This window comes from Natrinema sp. HArc-T2 (genome assembly GCF_041821085.1).
Lineage (GTDB): Archaea > Halobacteriota > Halobacteria > Halobacteriales > Natrialbaceae > Natrinema.
In genome coordinates, this window is the sequence record NZ_JBGUAZ010000006.1 from 216549 (window position 1) to 237697 (window position 21149).

Genomic DNA, 21149 nt, shown 5'->3' on the forward strand with positions numbered 1-21149 from the left:
GGCTCCGTAGCGAGAGATAAGGCATGGGAGTCCGGCCACCATCGAGCGGAGACGACGAGAAACCCGACAGTATCGAGTTCGGCATCGCTGCCGTCGACGCTCACCTCAAGGACGCTGATCTGTCCTTTCCGGCCACGAAAGACGACGTCAGAGCCGAACTCGGCCACGAGCACATCCCCTACGACGTCCACGGGAGCGACGTTGCTCTGGGCGAAATACTCGACGACGTCCCGACGGACCGCTTTGACTCCCGACAAGAGCTGTTGAACGCACTCCACGAGCCGTTCGAGGAGTACCGACGGAACCGCTCGGGCAGCGTCGTTTCGCAGGTCCGGTCGCTGTTGCCGTTCTGATCGCACGGGGCACTGTTCCTGTTGTCGTCCGCTACGTCACTGTGGTAGCGGTCCAGTCGATCGAGTGAAAATTATCTTACTTGTTTCGCTCGTCTCGAGCGATTCGCTCCAAGCGACGGCGCTGTTCGCGATGGAGGGTCACGAGCATGTCCGATAGGACGCCGAACATAAGCAACTGGACGCCGAGGATGATCGCGGCTGCCGAGACCACTGCCAAGACCTCGTGGCTCTGTGTGTACTGAATCCACTCCCAGAGTACGTAGGCTGCAATGAGGACACCAGAGGCGATGCCGCCGACGCCGAGACTGCCGAAGTAGAACAGCGGGTTATTGGTCTTAGCCAGCGAGTACAGCGCGAGCAAGATCGTCCCGCCGTCTTTGACTGGATGGAGGTTGGTCTCGGACTCGTCGGGCCGTGCTCGGTAACTGACCGGGACGACCGTCGTGTCGATCCCATGTTTGACACACTCGACGGCGAGTTCGGTCTCGATGGTAAAGCCGTCCGAATCGAGCGAGAGCCGGCGGAACGAGTCGACGGTAAACGCTCGATACCCCGAGAGGATGTCCTCGTAGTTGGCCCCGTGGATGAATCCGAACGCGCGGTTGATCATCCGGTTGCCAAAGCCGTTCAGCGCCCGCATCGCGTCGTCGTCCATATCGGCAAACCGGTTGCCGATGACGTGTTCGTACCCGCGCGCGAGCGGCTCGATCATCTCGTCGGCGTCAGCTGGGTCGTAGGTCCCATCGCCGTCGAGCATCAACACGTAGGGAACCGTCACATACTCGAGTGCCTCACGGACGGCCTGGCCCTTGCCGCTGCCCGACTGGACCAGCACTTCCGCACCGTGGTCGCGGGCGATCTCGCGGGTGTCGTCCTCGGAGTCGCCGTCGATCACGACGACGTTCGTATAGCCCTGCTCGTAGAAGCCCTCGATCACGTCGCCGATCGTGGCCGCCTCCTCGAGCGTCGGGATGAGCACGCAGACCTCCTCCGGCGAGATTTCGCGGGTTTGCTCGGTTACGGCGACGACGTCGCCGCCGTCCGAGCGGGGGCTCGAGGCCGCGCGAACCGCGTCGTCTTCCATTGGGCATTACTCCCCCACCGAACCGCAAAAGGCTACTGATCGAATAATGACCGCTTTTTATCTGACTCGAGGAAGTCTTTGGCTGCAGATCCTATTCGGAGGAATTCGGGGTTCATCGCGACCTTGAGGTCATTACCGACCGAGATATCGGATTCGGCCTTGAGGATCGGTGCGACGGCTTCTTCAGTCATGACGTGGGAAGACAGAGGAATATAATGCCTGTTTCTCAGGCTGCGTTGTACTCCATCGTTGCGTGCGGGTTCGTACCCGGGTGGGTACCAATTCGTTCCTCGAGGCCCGACTCGTTGATCGGTGTCTCGCAGTGAGGCCTCACAATGTAGTAACTGACCCGTGAGTCATGACCTTGCCCTGAAATATCGTTGCGGACGAGGTCGGACTATGAGAGTTACCGCACTGCATACCCAGGTTTGCGACTGCTGTCGCTATCGGGTATGACGTTCAATAAAAAGAAACCGCGGAAATTGAAGGCCGGCGAAAGCCGGTAGTTCTACAGCTTAGTTCTGACGGCGCAGGGCCAGCATGGCAGCGCCGAGCAGCGCGACGAGAGCAACGCCGACACCGAAGCCGGGCGTACCGTCGTCGGAGCCACCATCGTCAGAGGTGTTGCCGTCGTCGGTGCTACCGTCAGTGCCGTCGGTGCTACCGTCAGTGCCGTCGGTGCTACCGTCAGTGCCGTCGGTGCTACCGTCAGTGCCGTCGGTGCTACCGTCGGTGCCGTCGGTGCTACCGTCGGACTCGCCCTTCTTCTCAGCCTCGTCGACGGTGAGCGTACCGGAGTCGACTTCCTCACCGTCAGCCGTCAGCGTCCACTCGTAGTCGCCAGCGGAGGCGTTCTCGAGGAGGTCCGCTTCGAGCGTGGTCGAGGAACTGGCCTCGAGTGAGACCGTCTCGTCGACGAGGGTCTCGCCGTCGAAGACGAACGTGACGTTCTCGGAGCCGGTCATGTCGTTGGGGTTCTCGACGGTGATCGTCGCGGAGACGTCGTCACCGGCCTTCGGCTCTGCGGGGTCGGTGGTGACGTCGTAGTTGAACGGAGCCGGTTCTTCCGGCTCGTCGGCTTCGACGAGAACAGAGTCCATCGTCGTGTGTTCACTGGTAACGGGGTCCGTCGCACGGAGCGTGAACTCGGTACCAGCAGCCTCTGCGCTGAAGTTGTATTCAGCACCGAAGGCACGGTCCTCGTCGACAACAGCGTCTTCGAACTTCACGAAGGTACCCGCTGCGCGAGCGCGGGTGGTGATTTCCGTGCCAGGTGCGACGGTCGTCGTGCCGGTCACAACAGCGTCAGCCGAGGTGGGGACTTCAGCAGCACTGTCGTCCCACTCGATGATGCGCTCTTCGATGCTGAACTCACTCTCAGCGGATTCATCGCTATCACTGACGTACGGGTTGTCCGTGGATACCGAGAAGTTCGCGTTGAAGTTCTGGGAGTCCTCGAAGTCAGCGGCACTGCCGTCGTACAGGTCGCTTGCTGTAATCGCGTAGATCAGCTGACCTTCAGACTGGTTTGCGCTGATGAGATCCGCGGTGAGATCGTTCTCTCCCTCTCCAGCGTCAGTACTCCAGACCTGCGGTTCTGAGTTCGGCGAGCTGTCCTGCTCCGTCACCGTGAGCGAGACGCTGTCGTGCGAGGTACCGTCGTCGAAGTAGCCGTGGAGGCTCTCCATGTCGACGGTCACGAGAAGCTGATCGCCAGCGGCGATCTGGTCGCTCTCAGTCACAGTTGCGTCTTCGAAGTCACTCACACTTGCGATGTCGCCCTGCGGTGCGGTGTGCGTTGCGACGGCATCCTCGGAGAGCTCCGTGCGCTCCTCGAGCGTCAGGTATGCCGTGTCGTACTCCTGACTCAGGCCGTCAGCCTCCGAGTAGGTGCCACCCAGGTCGAGCTGGTAGTCACCAGCTGCGAGCGGGTCGTCGAGGCCGCCCTTGACAACGTCCTCAACAACAACGTTGGCGTTGTTGTCAGCGGTGAAAGCGGAGTGCGTGTTACCTTCGTCGCTTTCGGCAACTTTGTTAGCGGATGCAGAGTTCACCGAGACAGTGACTTCATCGTCGTTATTCTCGGGCGTGACCTTCAGGACAACTTCATAGTTGACCTCAGATTCGTCACCGATGACGAGGTAAGCGTTATCTGCGTTAGTGAAGTCGACAGTCACGTCTGCAACGTTACTACGCTGCTCGACGAAAGTCGACTGAGTGAAGTCAACCGAAATATCCTCTTCGGTGACGGTAATCGAAGCGCTGGTTTCTGCTGCAGTGTCACCAGCTTCGATGGTGAAGTTGTACTCGCCAGCTTCCAGGCTCTGGAAGTCAGCATCGTGGCTACCACGATCCTGGACGACGACGTAGCCGTCGTCGCTGTGATCGTAGTCGCTGCCTTCCGTAACACCGAAGACATCAACGAGTTCGTCTCCGCTGAGGTCTTCGGAGCTGATGTGGACAGGGAAGCTCGAGCGCGCCGACTCAACGTCGAGCGTCGTTTCCGACGATTCGCCCTCGAGGTTCGTGACGACGCTGCTGTCGAACTCAGCACTCAGATCTTGAATACGAACGTCGAAAGTCAGGTCATCGCTACCACCAGTTTCGAGGTAGTAGGAACCCGACTCGAAGTTGGACGTGTCAATTTCGACATCTCCAGTACCCGAATCTCCGGAGACGTCCACTTCGCGGATCCACGTCGCGTCATCGCTGTCTCCCTGGTAGAGGTCGACAGTTCGATCTTCTTCGTTCAGTGGGCTAACGCCAGTTGCGGTTACAGTCTGTCCTTGATACGCACGGTCACCGTCATTTGCGCTGGCGGTGACTGTGGTCTCTTCGGTATGATTTGCTGCTGCCGAGCCCGCGAACGCTGCGGACATGGCGACAACAGAGAGGACCATAAGCGCGGCCAGGAACACTGCGCGTCCCTTTTCGCGATAGGTTGTGTCGTCTGTCATTTATTATTGTGTTATGTTCGTGTTTCGAATCAGTTAGCAAGCGATTCACCTGGAGTGCGAACCGACCCTGAGCCTTTCCGCCGGGCTAGTTGGTCCGCTCACACCGGGTAGGGGTAATCAGTTCTTTACACAACTCCGTAATAAGCTTTCTGTCTTATACATTACCGAGACAACATATGGAAGTAGTGTATTACCGCAGGACGTAAGCCTTATTTTTGGGCAATCGCTACTATGCCTCGTACAATTCAGATTGTATACGCACGCGAAAGGTCAGTCTCAAGCGAAGGCAACAGCGAATCGGTAATAGACTATTACGACGGTCGCCGTCGGTCGTCGGTCGAGCCACAGCCGAACCACACACGAAGACAGGACCGATCGCCATCGGCACGAGCCCCACTACGACGCCGATCGGGCTGGACTGCGATCGGTATTGATGCCCCGTCTGAACTCGAGTTCGATCTACCTGCTCGTCCTCACCGCGAGAACTGGGCATCGCTTCGACCGGTCGCGGGCTCAAATTCGACTTAATCGCCTGCGAATTCGCCCAGGACGGCTCGACGGCCAACTGCGTCGCCCCGCTTTACCGCCACTGACATGGTCACGAGTGTTCCGGACTCCGTGCTCGATCGATCATTGCGGAGATGCCGCTCGAGCGGCTGGCCGAGGTGAAAGGCATTGTTGTTGTCGTGCGGTTCTTAGCAAGTGAAGCCTCGTCATACGTGACGGACGAAGTGATCGACGTCAACGGCAGCATGGATCTGGCGGTCGTCAGCTGTCGGCGTCTGTCGGCCCACGTGTTCTCGATTTCGACTCACGGGCTCTGTGGGCCTGTTCATATCCTTTGTTGCGGTGAGCACACTGCGCCCCACGACTCCCTGTGGTCTTTGGGTACTCCATCCCTTACAGTGCTTGTCTCGGCTGGATTCGCGGAGACCAGTCTCGCCGTTTCGGTCCATCAAGCGGGGAGCTATCGTCTGAGTTAGAGACGGTTCAGCAACGCCTGCTTGTTTTCCACTCGAGTTGCAGTTCCGTGTTCGCTACTGCTCTCGAGTCTGGTCGCCTGGCACCTCAGAATCGTCTCTTGGCTCGAATCCGTCTTGAGCTGGTGCATCCGACGGCGCTTCAGTGTCTTCCGGCGGTGAATGGGGTGTCGGTGGCTCCGGTGGCTCAAAAGCCGCGATGAGGAGACGTATTGGTCGACTTTCGACCACGTCCGTGAGCGAATGGGATGAGCGAAACGCGACAACCGCAAGCACCGCACCGAGGAGATGGCCAACCAACAGCATCGGTGAGAGCGCGCCAGCCAGGGTAACCGCGAGCAGTGACACAAGAGTGACGGTCAGGCCAATAGAACCTGCAATTCGAATCGGCCGCGCGCGAACCGTCTCGGTAGTCGTTCTCACAACGGTTTCGATGCGGGAACTTTCGTATCCATCAGCGAGCACGGCACCGACCGCCTCAAGGAGTCGAATAACCGGCCCGACCGTATAGGTGTCCCGGAGGTCGATCACGATTACATCCGGGTCGGGTTCGGCAGTCAGCCACCGGTAGCAGTACGACGCCCGGACGTACTCAGTCAGGGTGTCTCCGAGCATGCGAAGGCTGCTGGCTTCGAAAGCGGACACAACCTTCGAACGGTTGAGTGCGGTGTCTAACATGCTAGTTCCGCTCGTCAATCGGAACCGATTGGCCACGATGTATCATCTTACCACTGATTTCGTAGTGGTCGGTCCGAATAGGGATTTGAGAGCCGGTTTGGAGTGATTGGCCACCGAACATCTGCGTCCCAGCCCGGTTGAACGTCACGAGGTCGACCTGGAGGTCAACGGCCTTTTGGGACGTATCATTCAGTTCGGTCGTCGTAACGTTAGCCACGGTTGCGACTGTCTGACCGGCAAACTGGTACTCATCACCCGCCTCAATTTCTTCGGCCACCGTCGATGAGGCTCGGGTCTCGATTCCGACGGTCGTCCGCTCGGTTTCGAGGGTTGTGCCCTCGCCCTCGAGTCGTTGGACTGTCCCTTGAAGGGCGTAATCTCCTGTATCAACCGTCATGGTTCCTCCAATCCGAATCGAGCTGTTGTTGAATCGGAACGCCGTCTTGGAGGAGTTGGTTGGCGGATACTCACCCTCGATTTTAGTTCGGACGACTACGTGACCTTTGTTGCCGCCGTTTGTCGGAGAGACGTACACATCGGTGATCGTCAGATTGTGCCCATCGATGGTGCCGGCCGCTTGGTCACCGGTATGAATGGACGTTACGACGTAGTCTGGCTGGACGCCCAGATCGATTGTGGTGTACCGGGTTGCCGGCTGGCTGTCGTTCTCTGGATCATCAGAAGCTGCGGTTTCGTTTCCGTCGCCAAGAACACCGACGACGGCGACACCCGCAACCAACACGGCGAGAACTAAACAGACTGCGAGCGCGTCAACGACATTGACAACGCCGAAGAGGTTCCCCTCGTCGTCGATCAGTGGCATGGATTCCTCCCGATGTTCATACAGAAGAGAGTTAGTTCCTGTCCTATAGATATTGTCATGTCGACGCTTTCCTGATTCTGGTCGCCGGTTGGACTCAGTCTCTTCGAACCACATACCGGTCGATTGCGAGTACGGCCGCCGTAATCGAGACGGCGACTGCCAGAACCACTGGATCGGACGAAACGTACAGGTTCGGCGTGGGATGGCGAGCCCAGGTGATTGGGTACAGCCAGGCGCCGGCGGCTCCGTCGGCGTAGGCTTTGATGCCGTCAATGAAGAGATGTGAGACTGCCCCTGCGAACAGGGCGACGAACGTTCGCCGATGCTGGTTTGTGACGACCATCGATCCGATCCCAGCGAGGATAACAGCGCCACCAAGCGTCGACAGTGCGCCGAAGTCGAAGGGAACGCCGAGGAGTTTCTCGAGCGTACCGTTGGAGACGATTAAGGTGACTCGATTGAGGTCCGGAAGGATTGCGCCGATCATCGTTACGGCAATCCAAGGGGTTGGTATCGGGCGGTACCAACTCAGGATTGTACAGCCCGCGTACGCGAGCAGGACGTGGGTAAGAAGGTCAGCCACGGTGGTGCACCTCCTCGGATTCAGAATCGTGTGTCGTGGTTCTTGGCTTGAAGGCGAGCTTTTCGAAGTCAATCTGCCACTGTCGGAAAAAGTACGCCACTGCTAGTAGGAGGCCGACGACTGAGGTCCCGAGTTTGTACATCGTCGCCGACGGATTGCGGTTGACGACTACTGTTTGATTCGCATGGAGTTCCGTCTCAGACTCGATGACGCCGTAGACCTGCACGACGCCGCCTGGTTCGACTGGCTTTTCGGCGCCGTGGACCTTGAGTTTGGCTGCGACGTTGTCGTTGTCGTCTATGACGTGGATCGTGATTGTATCGGCGTCGACAGTTTGGACTTCACCGAACAGGAGCATGCGCTCACCAACGAATGGTTCAGGTCCCTGTTCTTGGAGTTGATCGCCAGTCGGGTGGGGCCAGTTTTCGTCGTATGTCGCGCCGTAGTGGACACAGAGTCCACCAAGGACGGCGAGTAATAGAGCGACGATTATCCTCCTTTTCTGAAGGTGCATTCGTCATTCATCCCACACGGCGGCTTTTTGACCGTATCGATGCTCGGTTCGGAGCTAATTCGTGATATAGGGTATCTGAATCATAGTATAGGCTGTTTAAAACGGTCGCCGTTACTTTATTGATTTGACCCCCATTGGATCGAACGGTGCCGCCGCACTGCCGACTCCTTCGGGACGTTATATGATCGCGAGACGAAAATTGTAGTTCTGACAGTGAGTATATGATACGTGGCCGCTGGACGGGAGACAAACGCGTCACAGACGTGTTATTCAACACATAAATTTAAATTACGTCACTACATAATTAATACATCCTAACGTAGATTGGCGTTTTAGCGTCTGATTCGGTGTTATAGTGAAAACGGAGATAACCACTCTTCGTAAAAAGTGTGCTGAAACAGCCGAATGCTTGCCGCTCATTGATTGGTGTGTGTGTGTTGAATCAGTCTCTAGATATTGATTCTACAACCGACACAGCAATTTAACCGTACCTCAGTTGTGCGGTTTTCCTTATAGAGATAGTGTCAACATGATTAAGTTACGGTCGCGCCGATATGTAACCATATTATGGAGGACGTAGGTGCGACACAGAGGGTACGATTCTGAGAGGAGAAATCCGCACTATAGTATATTAAAACAATTAGCTCTGCTTCTGCTAGTTATCTACTATTTAGATATCTTCTTGGATGATATTTTTCTTCCCGTCGTTATTGATTGCTACAATATTTGAGTCGTCTGCGCACTCGAATGTGTCACCGACGCTACTTCCACTATTAGCGCCATCATCAGGGTCGTCAGTACATTCAACCGACTGAGTGTTGTCCGACATCGACTGAATAGTCACTTCAACGTCGCCATTAGCATCACCAGTATCCGTGGTACTGACCCCTGCCTGGGCTGGTGCACTCTGATTTCCGCCCATATCGAGCACGAAGGCCGCAATCACAGCCGCGAGAATGACTGTGATAGCCACCATCAGGATAACGCCAATGACAGGTGATACTGCACGTTCCTCCTCGTTTCCAATCAGCTTCTGCCGAATCGATTTTCCATCTAACATGGGTATCATTTCATCGGCGGTGAACGGTGAGAAAGCTTTTTAGCTCCCTTCCCAAACGGTGAGGTGCGGATCAAGGGGATTGGAACCAACCCCGCGTCCCCGCTTTCTCGAGCCGTCGTCACCGATGCTAATAGCATGACTGAACCCGCACCATATATATCTAAGGGATAGTGACCATCTCTCGAAAGCGAAGATTTTCAAAACTGATAATCAGCGATCGATAGAAGACCTACAGCGCAGTCTTGAAGCGATGCAGTCTGGCGATTCTCTATCACTCAATTTGTGGGATCGTTACAGAGACGAAGACATGATGTTATCATTATTTTTACGCTTAGTGTCCACCATTACTGTTCGTTGGCCTACACCGGGAGCAGTGAGAGGACAAACTTGGCAGTCGGTCCGAAAAACGAAAACGCGAACACACACATGAGGATAGTTGCGAGTCCGCTCCCCACGCCCAACAAGGCCGCCCCAACGGACGAATTCGTCCGGTCGACCGCTCCGGCAAGACTCCACAGTCCAGTTCCGGCCGTGACGGCCAGACTGAGAAGGGCGATGCCCTGAATCGTCTCGTCAGCGGTGTAGCCGTTCAGCACGACAGCAACAAGGATGAGTTGGCCACCGATGAGGATACTCCCCGCGTACGTAAGACCAAGCCAGAGTGGCCGCTCGGTCACGGTCGCACGGACCCACGAAAGACGGGCAACGCCGTAGACGGCGAGCGGGAACAGCGGATACACGTACCGGACGGTGAGTGCTGCATGGATCGGCAATCGATAGATGTACAGCAGTGTGATTAAGAGAGTATAGATCGCGACGAAAACATCGGCGGCAAAGAGCGGACTAGATCGAAGGCCTGGAGACGTGTTTCTGACGAGTTTGTCGAATACCGTCCGGACGGCAACGATGGGTGTAGCGATCAGTGCGCCTGCAATCGGGAGCGCTTCCAAGAAGGCGACATTGATCGCGAGGCCGGTCGCACCGGACGAGGAAAACTCGAGGTAGCCGCTCCGAACGAACGTGTGGTACAGTCGGTCCGGTTCCTGCCGGACGGCCTCGAGGCCGTGGGAGAGAAACTCCGTGAAGAGCAGCGCTCTGTCGACAGTGCCGAGTAGCGGTCCGGCTGCTGCGCTCACAATGCCCTCGAGAATGGTGTCGACAGTGCTGGTACCACTGCCATCCGAAGTGCTCGTATTACCACCATCCGAAGTGCTGGTACCGTTAGCTCCGGTTCCTGAGCTATCGCTCGCACCAGTCAGATCTTCACTCACGGGAGTGTTCACTGCATCAGCACCGTACCGGTCGAGCATCCGCGGCGGCGTAAACGGATCGCCAGAGATCAAGTAGTTCGTCAGGAAAAACGGCAGCAGCGAACCGAAAAAACCCACTGCAACCGTCGCAAGCGTTCGGACACTGTTTTCTCGAGCAGTGGTGAAATCGGCGATGGCGAGTGCGCCGAGCAGAACGAGCCCTTCAGATGCGTTTAACCAGGCAGTGAGCCCCACTGGAACGTAGGCAATCGCCCTGTATCGCCGGTACGTCGAGATTCGATCGGTCTCTCGGCTTCGGTAGAGGAAAAGCAGCGTGAGCAGTGCGAACAAGGCTGTGAGCACGTGTCGTTTCGGGATCGTCGCCCAGAGCAGAGCGGGTGAGGCGACGCCGCTCGCGATGCCAGCCGCGAGCCCGATGTCGGAAGAATAGATGTGCGAGAAGAGTCGATAGGTGACGAGTGCACAGCCGGCCGCAGCGACGATCGTTGCGAGCTGGAGGGCAGGATATGCGAGATGAGTAAGCGGAAACGGTGTTGCACGTGCCACACTGGCGACGAACGTGATGAGTGCAAGGATACTGCCGATGAGATGGGCTGGCTCGTAGCGATTGATCAGTCGGCCGCCGACGCTGATGGTGGCAAACACCGAAAGACTCCACAGTGCTGCGAGCGCGATGCGGATATCCGCGACTGCGGCAATGGTCTCGAGCACCCAGAGGAACGGAAGCGCGAGGACGATGTGTGCGAAGTTCCGGGGGTATGCTTTGCCGTTGTACTCGGCCATACCGGGCGCTTGAAGCGTCTCGCCATACGTCGGCGTGATAACGTGGAGGTTCCCGTCGCTCAGCGCGACCAGTCCATTGGCGACGACCAGGTTATCGTTGATCGAGAACGTCGTCCGCCAGAGGACCATCGCTGTGCTACACGAGAGCAAAAAGACGAAGACACCGCCATAGTCACCGAATACCAGTCGACCGAGACGGTGGACGATGGCAGCGATTCTCTCTGAATGGTTGCCGAGAGTGTCACGGTATTGTGATCGATAGCTCATTCTGTGACCTCCACTGTGATGTTTTGGCTGGTCACTGGTCGCTCAACGGTATCTCCGTTCTCCAGCCCGTGATAGATCAGGCGCACCTCTGCGTTGTAGTGGTCCTCGTTGATCCGATCCGGGCTGAGAGTGGTTTTCGGGATGGAAAGTTGGACTTTTTCGGAGGATTGGGTGCTCACTGTTGCTGTAGATAACGAAGAGAGACCGAGCGTATCGATACTGATCTCGTAGGTGAGTCTTACACAGCCCTGGACATCGGTTGCCTGCACTGTCGCGTCGGGCACGTCCAGTTTCCAGACTTCCGCCCCGAATTCGGACCGTGTAAAGGTCGCCGATTCGGGGACTGATGATGGTTTGATCGTTGCACTTCCTTCGCTCGAGAGCGCACCACCGTCGCAGGGACTATCGTAAGTCGTGAAATCCACCGGCACAAATGGGCCCGAGGCAAACACCGTCGCAGTGATGACTCCAATGACGATGACCGACACGGCCCGGTGTGTGACCATACTGATTCTCCATATTGAAAGTAAACGAAATAAACATGTTGATGGGAGGCTGTGAAACCTAGGTGGCGGGTGGGTAGGAAGTCTCCATCTTTCCAAACTACTCTCTGCAGCGAAACTCGGCGGTAGAACAATGGAAAAGACGGTGGGCAGACTGAGTCTTCTGTACAGGAGATTCCTTCTCTACGGACAGAAAGTATATACAGATAGTCTAAAATGTCTCAGCTAGAATGCAGACTGCTAGGAAGGGGCGAGATGACGCACACGTGGTGCTCGAGCAATTGACCGATCAGACTTGTTCTTTCTGTGGAGACGGGCTGCTGACATCGGGCGAATATAAGGGCAATCAGGCAATTCTGTGCGAGAGCTGTGACACTCCCACTGTCCAACTGTGGTGACTCGATCGCTGTAGGCGATTGCTCTTGTAGCGGAGATCGATACCAAGGCTGCGCTTCGACGCGAGGAACGCGTTGGTTGCGTCCTCGAGTAGCGATGCCAAAGCCATCAAGACGCGATTGGTACTACTCTCGCGTACGCACTCGAGCAACAAATGAAACTCCGGTACTACGCAGAAGCTGACGTCGGGGTCGATCACCGTCGGACACTCGAGCTCCTCGAGTCGATTCACGAGGACCACGCGATTCCAGTCGAAGTCGTACAGGTCGATCCACAGCGAGCGCCGCCGGAGTTCGTCGGTGAAGCCGAGACCCGGTCACTCGAGGACGCCTGGGGTGATTTCACGTACAACAAGCCACTTCAGAAAGGGCTCGGCGGTGCCCCCTCCAAGCGGTATCGCGACCGAGAGGACATCGTGGGGAACGTCGGCATCGTCGTCGACGACGAGCTCGTGTGGGCAACGGAGTTCTGGGGGACCCACCACGGCTGGGGGAACGTCGACCCGACGGAAACTGCCATTGGCTTTCTCGAGGAAGTCGAGGCGAGGGGGACGCCCACAGTGGCCGAGCGGGTCCCACTTGAAGACTGGTCGTGGTCACCCGACTCGTCCGGTTCCGGTTCCCATTCCGAGTCTCGAGACGGGGACACCACCGACGTGTCCGCCGCCGAGATTCACGAGCCAACCCGCGATGCGATTCGAGATCTTTGTACCGCACAGTCGTTCCAGCGCGGGGTCTCCTATTTCGAAGACGGGCGTATACGGGACCTCACGATTGAGGGATCTGAAGTAACTGCAAAGGTACGGGGGAGCCGGGAATATCGAACAACGGTGGACCTCGCTGCCGAGATCTTCGATGGCTGGTGTTCCTGTCCGTACGACTACGCCGGTGACTGCAAACACATCGTCGCTGTGTTGCTGGCGGTACGAGACCGATACGACGAGCTGGTCGAGCAGTTCCAAGATCAGGGGGAAACGATTCCAGACGAACCATCGAGTACGTCGAAGTCCGGGGCCCTCGAGCAGGCGGGAGCGGGCGACGATCTCGAGTCAGCACTCGAGACCGCGGATGTCGAGACGCTTCAGGGCTTTCTGCGTTCGATCCTCGCCGACAACGAGTCTCTTCGAGAGCGGTTTCTCGCGACAGTCGGCCAGCCGGTCGAGAAGAGTGTCGCCGACTACAAGCGAGATATTGACCGCCGGTTCGAGAACGCCACCAACCGCCGCGGGATCGTCGAGTACGACACCCATCTCGAGTTCACTGACTACGACGACCTCGCAGCGACTTATCGGGAGAACCGTGAGTACGAGCGTGCCCTCGAGATTTACCAGGCTCTGTCGGAGGCGATACGCGAGAATCTGGAACGAATCGATGACAGTGGTGGCCACTACGGTCTCCAACTCGAGTCTGCCATCGATGCCTACGCCGCGTGTCTTTGCGAGGCAGAGTTCGACGCCGAGACGAGGCATGAGCACCTCGAGTATCTTTACGAGCAGTACAGAACTGCTGAGTTCCGTTTTGTCCGTGACTACTACGACGACGCGCTCCGTGAGGTGTGTCCCACAGCTGATGACCTCGAGTACCTGCTCTCGCTCGTGCAATCTAACCTTCCAGCGCTGGATGGTATCGCCAGTGACGAGACGGAAGCAGTCGCTACAGCCGAGTCCGGCTCAGAAAGTGAGACATCGCAGGCAGATATCGACGATGCCGTCGAGACTGATGCGGGGCTTCCAGATCCAACCCAGTGGCGACTCGAGGTCGAGTTGTTCACCGGTGGCGAACTGGATGTCGACCACTTGGCTGTCGGTCCGCTCGAGGTGACGGACTTCGTCGGTGCGACGCTCACGACGATCCTCGAGGACATGGAGCCACGGCCGGGCGAGAACGCGGGGACAACCGGGTCTCGAGGTGGAGACGGTCGTCCTGAGGAGCAGCTAAATCTCTCCGTGGACGAGCAACAGCTCCTGTCGACGTATCTGTGGATCCTCGAGGACGTTTACACTGAGCGGAGCGAGTTCTATCAGCAATACGTCGACATGCTCCAAGCCGATGGGCAAGACGAGCGAGCACGGGAGGTCGTCGAGAACGGACTGGAGGAGTTTCCATACGCTGTCGACGTGCATCAGCTGGCAGCCGAGTTTTACCAAGGACGCGACGATGAGCGCTATCGAGAGGTGTTGCGAACCCTGTTCATCCGCTTCGAAGGCTGGGACGCCTACGACGACCTGCGATCGGCCAGTTCTGCCGAGGAGTGGGAGTCGATCTCTCATGGATTACGAACCCAACTTGGCCGGATCGACCCCGACCGACTGATCGAACTGTATGTCCGCGAGGGCGACCTCGAGACGGCTTTCGAGAAGGTTTTGGAGAGTGACGACCTCGAGACGCTTCGGCGGTATCGAGAGCCCGTCGCCGAGGTCGATCCAGAAGCGTACCTCGAGGCGTACCGGGACCTGCTAGAACCGTATCTGGCGGCCGATACCGGACGCGACCACTACAAGACGGTTATCGAATATTTGCGAGACATGGAGGAACTCGGATTCGATACGGAACTGGCATCGTTCGTTGAGCATCTTCGTGAGAAACACTCGAACCGGCCGGCGTTTCTCGACGAACTCGAAGCGGCAGGACACTGAGTCGCTCCGTTACATCTTGATACAGCGAGAGAATCCCCTCCCCTTCCTGTGAGTGACGTGTGTTCGACGCTCTGTCGGAACCGAGGAGCGAACAAGGAGAGAGCGAATCGCGTAAGATCTGATTAGTAGGGATCGTACTTAGCCACAGGGATGACTTCCTGGACGTCATCCGTCCAGAACTGTTTCTCCGCCGTCGCGAACCGTCCTCCATGTTCTTGAGCAGAGGCAGCGATCAGTGCATCGAGTTGATCGACTGGTGCTCCTCGATCCTGGAGTTCTTCTTGTAAGTCGTGTGCCGCCATCGCAGTCTCCTCTGTTGTCTCGAGGATCTCCATCGAAGCGTTCACAGCCCGGGTGATTTCGTCCGGAGAAGCATCGATATACCCGTAGAGGCTACCCATGAGAGACTCAAAGAGGACGATCGAGGAGACTCCCCACCGACCCTGCTCGTACTCCTCGAGGAACACCTTTGCGTCATCTTTGCCACTCAGGTAGTCGCTCAACAGATTGTTATCGAGAACGAGCAGCGTCACTGCTCCAGTTCCTCGATGTGATCGTCCATCCGACTGCGCATCTCCTCCCGGATCTCATCCATTCCCTCGTCATCCGTGCTCGATGCGATCCCAAATCCAGCCCACTTATCGTCCGACGTGAGACGGATGATTACGTCGTTATAACTCTCATCATCGCCTTTAAAGAGATCTAAGCGAGATTTAGCCTCCTCCGAAAGTCGAATTGAGGTACTCATGTATGCACTTATGCATGCACGTCCGATAAGTATTTCTCCAGTATAATATGCTATCGCTGTCAACGACCCCACCCTATTTCGCTCACCCTGACGGGTTCGCTCGTTGAGGATGGGGCTTGTCCATGAACTCGGCCTCGAACCCTTCCGGGTGGGCGGTGAATCAGCCACTTGGCGTCACCGTTCCAGACTTCAGGGCAAGCTGACTGTTGCCCGTCCGCCGAGACGACTGTTGGCCCCGACGGACATACCGCATTCCGATATTCTTCGCCGCATTGTAGTCGGCGTTCGCTTCCGAATCACACTTCTGACACCGGAAGTCATTACGAGTCGGGCGATTGTCGTCTGCCGTGAATCCACATTCGGCGCATCGCTTCGACGTGTACGCCGATCCGACTTGCTTAACCGAGATGCCGACCGCTTCGGCTTTGTACTCCACCTGCTCGTAGAGCGTTCGGAACGCCCACATGTGCCCCCACGACGCACCTGTTCGGGCGCGGATGTGGGTCAAGTCCTCGAACGCGATAACGTCGCACTCATACCGGAGTGCTTCGTCTACGATGGCGTTCGACGCCTGATGGAGTACATCGCGGACGTATCGGCGTTCCCGGCCACTCGATTGTTCGAGCGTTCGGTGGGCACTTCTGGTTCCGGCCTGTTGGAGTCCGGCGCGTACCTTCTCAAACTCTCGGTGATTATGGGTTAACTCTCGCCCGCTGAAGAAGTAGGCAGTGCTGGTAACGGCGAGGTTTTCGATACCAAGGTCAACCCCGAGGACCGTTCCGTCCTCGGCGGTGTTCCGTTCGGTATCGTTCTTGGGTCGACGAAATCCGATATGCAAGAAGTAGTCGCCGTTACGGGCGGTGAGTGTACTTTCGGTGAGGCACCATATCTCCGAGTTGAGGTATGCCGCTGGTATCCATCGTCGGCGTCGGGGAGGGCAAGCGGACACCGGACGCGGTTCTCGGTGGTGGAGAGGGACACGGTGTCGTCGTCAAACAACGTCGTCGTCCGGGTGTCGTACTTCACCGTGGGTGCGGTGAAGGTCGGTTTGCTCACTTTCTTGCTTTTGGACCGACGTTCGATACAACCGGTGATGGATTGTGCGGCTTGGTGGGTGGCGAGAATCGCGTGTTGACTACCAAGATCGGTGTGTTCGCGCACGTCGTCGTAGGCGAGGGGTTGCACGTCGCTTTTGGCATTGCACTTGCCCCACGCCATGTCGGCGGCGATTTGGCAACCACGCTTCCACTCGGAGATAGTATCTTCGAGAAGGTTGCGCTGCTCGTTCGTGACTTCAAGACGAGTGATTGCCGTCCGACGCACGTAGTCGTCCGCCACAGCTTCAATGTAGAGTTTAGATTACTCATAGTCAGATGTTTGTAACCGATCCGAACGCGCTCCTCCCCTCCCTACTCACTCGCTTCGCTCGTTCCTTGACGAAGGGGACTCCGCGCTACCGCTTCAGTTGAAACAGCACCAGTTCACTTCGAAAGCGTATCGAGTTTCTGAACAATTTTCGTGTAGACATTAGGAGCGCAATACCACCCCTCGTCGATCATCTTATCGATCGCAGTTCGTGCGTCGTCGACATCGATCGCGTCCTGCTTCGCGAGTTTCAGGATGAGATACGCCGTGCCCCGAGTTGTGATTCCCTCGGCCGCGGCGACGTCACGACCATACGTCTCATCCATCACAGCCACACCGTCATACGAATCGGCACAGGCAAGGACGGTGACGTCAGCGTCACTGAGATTACTATTGTTTTGGAGCCGTGACAGCAACGGGGTGGTTTCAACCGCCACGACTTCGAATTGGTCAGCGTCGACACTTCGCTCGATACGACGGGCGTCCGGATATCCTTCGTCAATGCCGGTTGTGACAACTTCCTCGTAGACTCGCTCAGGAATCACACACGAGGCTTCGAGGTGTTGGGCGAGCGTGAGTCGATCAACCTTTGCGAGATAGATGAGCGGCGTCGCGTCGAAGACCCACATTCACAGCGCCTCGAGATCTGCATCAAGATGATCGTCCGCCACCCAGGTGATGTCACGCTCTTTAGCGAGCTGAGCAAAATCCCAGACGGACATCCCTGCCATCTCAGCCGCTTTACTGAATGTGATGGTTCCAGCTGCAAGTTGGTCGAGTGCTTGTTCGCGTCGCCACTCTTCGAGGCCCTCGGAGAGCAGCTTCCGAACGGCCGTACTCCGGTCGAGGTTCTCGTCCTCAAGATACGCGTCGAGTTCAGTCTCCAACTCATCGGGCACACGTGCCGAGATCGATCCCATACTGTTTACATAGTATACAAAGTATACAAATGTTTCGGCGCCTCAACCCTCCCGAAAGAGGCGACGTTCCCCTTCAAGAAACTGTCGAGCAGTTCAAACACTGCGCCAACACCGCGAGCGAATGGTGCTGGCACGGGCGTCACCAGATTCCGGAGGAATCTGGTTGCCAACCAGAAACGCCGCGCGTTTCTGGTGACGACGACGGCTACCACGTCACTTCCAAAGCGAAAGCAGAACGCGCCCTCTAGACTGACTCCGCGACGAAACCGACCTCACCGCGAATCTCGTCCAAAAAGGGATTCGCAGGGCGGTCGAAGCCGTCAAAAGCGGAGTCTCTCGTCTCGAACGCGGTGAGAACACATCGTAACCGCACTTTTCTGCCGATAGCGCGGTGTACGACAAGCGGAGTGCGACGTTCCACCGCGACCACGTTCGCTGTCACAGGTAGATGGGCGCATTGAGTGCGATTACCAAGTGAGACCTTGGTAGACAATCCCTTCCCGATGCTCGATACATCGTCGGCCATCGATGACAACAGGGGTCGTCATCTCGTCGAATTCGGTATCGAGGTCGCTGAATTCGTCCCAGTCGGTGACGACGAGCGTACCGTCTGCGCCACGAAGCGACTCTGCAGCGGTCTGCGCGTAGTCAATATCAGGGAACCGTTCGGCCATGTTGTCGATAGCGATCGGATCATACGCGACGACATCGGCTCCGTGACTCAGGAGTGACTCGATCACAGGGATCGCACGGGAGTTCCGGATATCGTCCGTCTGCGGTTTGAATGATAAGCCGAGAACCGCAATGCGTGCGCTCTGAAGATCAACATGGTTCTTGAGGAGGTTGATCATTCGTCTCGGTTGGCGGTCGTTAATCTCGACAGCAGCCTCGAGCAGTGCGGGATCGTAGTCTTCCTCGCGCGCTGCTGCGATGATCGCGTTCACATCCTTCGGGAAGCATGAGCCGCCCCAGCCGGCACCGCTGCGGAGGAATTGTTCTGAAATCCGATCATCGAGGCCGATGGCCTCCATCACTTCGTAGGCGTTGAGCCCGAACTCCTTGCAGATGTTTCCGAGGTCGTTGACGAGGCTGATCTTCGACGCGAGGAACGCGTTGTTGGCGTACTTGATCATCGCGGCCGTCTGGGGGTCAGTTTCGACGACTGGCGTCTCGGCGTCGAGTACCGGCTCGAATACCTCGTGGAGGCGGTTCGATGCCCACTCAGAGTTCGTGCCAAAGACGAGCTTGTCGGGATTTTGGAAGTCGATGACTGCGCTTCCCTCTCGAAGGAACTCGGGGTTCATGCCTACTTCGACGGCGTCGTTGTCATCGGCGCCATTGCGGATCGCCGGTTCGAGTTGCTCTGGAATACTTGGCGGCGTCACCGTACTCTTGATCACAACGAGATGGCGCTCTGATTTCTCGCGGAGTGCCTCGCCGGTCGCCTCGGCGGCTGCTTCTAATGCACCGAGATCGATACTGCCGTCGTCGTTCGACGGCGTGCCGATCGCCAGAAAAGTTACATCCGACTCAGGGACAGCGTCGTAGGAGGTCGTCGCCGTGAGGCGGTCACCGGCGTGGGTCTCGAGAAGGTCATCCAGGCCGGGTTCAGTGATCGGTGCTTGGCCGTCGTTGAGTGTCGCGACGATCTCCTCGTCGATATCGATCGCGGTCACTTCGTGGCCGAACTCAGCAAAACAGGCAGCGATCGTCGTTCCGACGTAGCCGCTCCCGATGACAGTGATATGCATTACCTGAACCAGCCGCTTCCGCGTAAATCATCCTTGTGATCACTGGTTCCGTGTGATCTCGAGCAGGTCTTTGCAGTGTTGGCTTTGACTATTCGATAACCAGAAAAGCCATACGGATAGAATTATCATTTGAGACGTAATGAAAGCAGTCGTTCTCGCTGCGGGGGAGGGAACGCGGCTCCGGCCGCTCACGGAAGACAAACCCAAAGGGATGGTCGAGGTCGACGGCAAACCGATTCTCACGCACTGTTTCGACAATCTTGTCGATCTCGGTGCGGACGAGTTCGTCGTGGTCGTCGGCTACCTCAAGGAGAAGATCATCGACCACTACGGCGACGAGTACCGCGGCGTGCCGATCACGTATGCCCACCAGCGCGAACAGAAGGGACTCGCACACGCACTGTTGACCGTCGAAGAGTACGTCGACGACGACTTCATGCTAATCCTCGGGGACAATATCTTCAACGCGAATCTCGAGGATGTTGTCCGGCGCCAGCAAGAGGATCGTGCGGATGCAGCGTTCCTCGTCGAAGAGGTGCCGTGGGAGGAGGCGTCGCGCTATGGGGTCTGTGATACCAACAAGTACGGCGAGATCACAGACGTCGTCGAGAAACCCGAGGAGCCGCCATCGAATCTGGTGATGACTGGGTTCTATACGTTTACGCCGGCGATCTTCTCCGCTTGCGAATTGGTCCAGCCCTCCAATCGCGGCGAATACGAGATTAGCGAGGCGATCGACCTGCTGATCCAAAGTGGGCGAACAATCGATGCGATCGGACTCGAGGGCTGGCGGATCGATGTTGGGTATCCGGAAGACCGCGACGAGGCGGAACAGCGTCTGCAGGAGGAGAGCGAGGCCGCCGTCGCGGCCATATCCGATTAGTCGAGACTGGTCCTCTTTTTTCCATTTAGAGTAAGGCGAACACTCTTGAAGTAAGAGCGGCGTAGTAGATATGAGATTACGGCGATCCCGGCACTGCTAGATTGAGGTTGAACTGAGCGGAGTTCTTCGAGGGAAGTGGGAACATGCTGTTCGAAGAACTTCAAGTCGATGTAACGGGTTCTTCTGATGTGGAATTTTTGGATAGTGATCGGACGCGCACGCCAGCCTGGCTGATCAGGCTGGCGTGCGCTGTCCATGCTGGAGCGGCCTCGTTAGCAGAGTGTCGAGACCTCTGTGAGTGGTTCGGCGTCGAACGACGCCGAGCCACGATCCAGCACTGGTACCAAGCCTACGCTGATTATTACGAGCAAGACTTCACAGCAGAACCGGACCGTGTTGCGGTCGATGAGAAACAGATTCAACTCGGGAACGAAGAGAAAGCGTGGCTCTACGCTGCGATTGATGTCGATTCGAAAGTCGTGCTCCATGCACGACTTTCGAAGCACAGGGGCCGAGATCCCGCTGAACAGTTCTTAGAGGAGCTGAAAGAGAAACACCGCGTCGCAGACGCGGAGTTTCTCGTTGATGGCATGGG

At 57.1% G+C, this 21149-nt stretch carries 20 protein-coding genes and 3 pseudogenes; 7 read left to right on the plus strand and 16 right to left on the minus strand.

From position 1 onward, the window contains the following. Window positions 1-23 precede the first annotated feature (23 nt). Window positions 24-353, plus strand: coding sequence for a hypothetical protein (locus tag ACERI1_RS15475; RefSeq protein WP_373619336.1), 330 nt, complete (start codon window positions 24-26; stop codon window positions 351-353). 76 nt (window positions 354-429) lie between these two features. On the opposite strand, the gene aglJ is transcribed toward ACERI1_RS15475, so the two are convergent. The 3 genes from aglJ to ACERI1_RS15490 form a co-directional block, all read right to left on the minus strand. Beyond that, window positions 430-1437 (minus strand): S-layer glycoprotein N-glycosyltransferase AglJ, encoded by a 1008-nt coding sequence (gene aglJ / locus ACERI1_RS15480; protein ID WP_373619337.1) that lies wholly within the window; start codon window positions 1435-1437, stop codon window positions 430-432. 32 nt (window positions 1438-1469) lie between these two features. Then, the gene (locus tag ACERI1_RS15485) at window positions 1470-1628 is read right to left on the minus strand and encodes a hypothetical protein (RefSeq protein WP_373619338.1); all 159 of its coding nucleotides are present in this window, start codon (window positions 1626-1628) and stop codon (window positions 1470-1472) included. A 324-nt stretch (window positions 1629-1952) separates the two neighbouring features. Then, window positions 1953-4394 (minus strand): BGTF surface domain-containing protein, encoded by a 2442-nt coding sequence (locus ACERI1_RS15490; protein ID WP_373619340.1) that lies wholly within the window; start codon window positions 4392-4394, stop codon window positions 1953-1955. Between the two features lie 527 nt (window positions 4395-4921). Between ACERI1_RS15490 and ACERI1_RS15495 the strand changes: the two are divergent. Continuing rightward, a pseudogene (locus ACERI1_RS15495) lies at window positions 4922-5155 on the plus strand (SDR family oxidoreductase); the annotation flags it as partial. A gap of 276 nt (window positions 5156-5431) precedes the next feature. Here the strand turns inward: ACERI1_RS15495 and ACERI1_RS15500 are convergent. From ACERI1_RS15500 to ACERI1_RS15530, 7 genes are all read right to left on the minus strand, one after another. Beyond that, window positions 5432-5989: a hypothetical protein gene (locus ACERI1_RS15500; RefSeq protein WP_373619341.1), complete on the minus strand. Its 558-nt coding sequence runs from the start codon at window positions 5987-5989 to the stop codon at window positions 5432-5434. 64 nt (window positions 5990-6053) lie between these two features. Continuing rightward, window positions 6054-6875 carry a DUF4330 family protein gene (locus ACERI1_RS15505; RefSeq protein WP_373619343.1) on the minus strand — a complete coding sequence of 274 codons (822 nt, stop codon included), beginning with the start codon at window positions 6873-6875 and terminating at the stop codon, window positions 6054-6056. A 94-nt stretch (window positions 6876-6969) separates the two neighbouring features. Beyond that, a complete protein-coding gene (locus tag ACERI1_RS15510; protein WP_373619344.1) occupies window positions 6970-7458 on the minus strand; it encodes a metal-dependent hydrolase in 489 nt (162 codons plus the stop codon). Then, on the minus strand, window positions 7451-7972 hold the full coding sequence (locus ACERI1_RS15515) for a DNA-binding protein (RefSeq protein ID WP_373619345.1): 522 nt from the start codon (window positions 7970-7972) through the stop codon (window positions 7451-7453). The genes ACERI1_RS15510 and ACERI1_RS15515 overlap by 8 nt, the downstream gene beginning before the upstream one ends. Window positions 7973-8642: 670 nt before the next feature. Then, window positions 8643-9032: a type IV pilin gene (locus tag ACERI1_RS15520; protein ID WP_373619347.1), complete on the minus strand. Its 390-nt coding sequence runs from the start codon at window positions 9030-9032 to the stop codon at window positions 8643-8645. Window positions 9033-9391: 359 nt separating this feature from the next. Continuing rightward, a complete protein-coding gene (locus ACERI1_RS15525; protein ID WP_373619348.1) occupies window positions 9392-11353 on the minus strand; it encodes a hypothetical protein in 1962 nt (653 codons plus the stop codon). Next, window positions 11350-11859: a hypothetical protein gene (locus ACERI1_RS15530; RefSeq protein ID WP_373619350.1), complete on the minus strand. Its 510-nt coding sequence runs from the start codon at window positions 11857-11859 to the stop codon at window positions 11350-11352. Before ACERI1_RS15530 ends, ACERI1_RS15525 begins: the two co-directional genes overlap by 4 nt. 227 nt (window positions 11860-12086) lie before the next feature. Between ACERI1_RS15530 and ACERI1_RS15535 the strand changes: the two genes are divergently transcribed. Next, window positions 12087-12254, plus strand: coding sequence for an HVO_A0556 family zinc finger protein (locus tag ACERI1_RS15535; protein WP_373619352.1), 168 nt, complete (start codon window positions 12087-12089; stop codon window positions 12252-12254). A 152-nt stretch (window positions 12255-12406) separates the two neighbouring features. Next, window positions 12407-14887 carry an SWIM zinc finger domain-containing protein gene (locus tag ACERI1_RS15540; protein ID WP_373619354.1) on the plus strand — a complete coding sequence of 827 codons (2481 nt, stop codon included), beginning with the start codon at window positions 12407-12409 and terminating at the stop codon, window positions 14885-14887. A 122-nt stretch (window positions 14888-15009) separates the two neighbouring features. Here the strand turns inward: ACERI1_RS15540 and ACERI1_RS15545 are convergent, their stop codons facing one another. From ACERI1_RS15545 to ACERI1_RS15565, 5 genes and pseudogenes are all read right to left on the minus strand, one after another. Beyond that, window positions 15010-15420 (minus strand): PIN domain-containing protein, encoded by a 411-nt coding sequence (locus tag ACERI1_RS15545; protein ID WP_373619356.1) that lies wholly within the window; start codon window positions 15418-15420, stop codon window positions 15010-15012. After that, window positions 15417-15635 carry an antitoxin VapB family protein gene (locus tag ACERI1_RS15550; protein WP_373619358.1) on the minus strand — a complete coding sequence of 73 codons (219 nt, stop codon included), beginning with the start codon at window positions 15633-15635 and terminating at the stop codon, window positions 15417-15419. Before ACERI1_RS15550 ends, ACERI1_RS15545 begins: the two co-directional genes overlap by 4 nt. An 82-nt stretch (window positions 15636-15717) precedes the next feature. Then, window positions 15718-16973 (minus strand): annotated as a pseudogene (locus tag ACERI1_RS15555) (RNA-guided endonuclease InsQ/TnpB family protein). 143 nt (window positions 16974-17116) lie between these two features. Then, window positions 17117-17629 carry a DUF3368 domain-containing protein gene (locus ACERI1_RS15560; RefSeq protein ID WP_373619359.1) on the minus strand — a complete coding sequence of 171 codons (513 nt, stop codon included), beginning with the start codon at window positions 17627-17629 and terminating at the stop codon, window positions 17117-17119. After that, on the minus strand, window positions 17630-17920 hold the full coding sequence (locus ACERI1_RS15565) for a UPF0175 family protein (protein ID WP_176703998.1): 291 nt from the start codon (window positions 17918-17920) through the stop codon (window positions 17630-17632). It abuts the gene before it with no gap. Between the two features lie 29 nt (window positions 17921-17949). Between ACERI1_RS15565 and ACERI1_RS15570 the strand changes: the two are divergent. Then, window positions 17950-18391, plus strand: a pseudogene (locus tag ACERI1_RS15570) (RNA-guided endonuclease TnpB family protein); the annotation flags it as partial. Here the strand turns inward: ACERI1_RS15570 and aglM are convergent. Next, window positions 18388-19671, minus strand: a complete 1284-nt coding sequence (gene aglM, locus ACERI1_RS15575) for a UDP-glucose 6-dehydrogenase AglM (RefSeq protein WP_373619362.1) — start codon at window positions 19669-19671, stop codon at window positions 18388-18390. The pseudogene ACERI1_RS15570 and the gene aglM sit on opposite strands and share 4 nt — an antisense overlap. A 139-nt stretch (window positions 19672-19810) precedes the next feature. Here aglM and aglF point away from each other — a divergent pair, with 139 nt between their 5' ends. Both aglF and ACERI1_RS15585 read left to right on the plus strand, forming a co-directional pair. Beyond that, entirely contained in the window at window positions 19811-20554 is a 744-nt protein-coding gene (gene aglF / locus ACERI1_RS15580; protein ID WP_373619364.1) for a UTP--glucose-1-phosphate uridylyltransferase AglF, read from the plus strand. Window positions 20555-20742: 188 nt separating this feature from the next. Then, on the plus strand, window positions 20743-21149 hold a 407-nt coding region (locus ACERI1_RS15585; protein WP_373619366.1), incomplete at its 3' end, for an IS6 family transposase.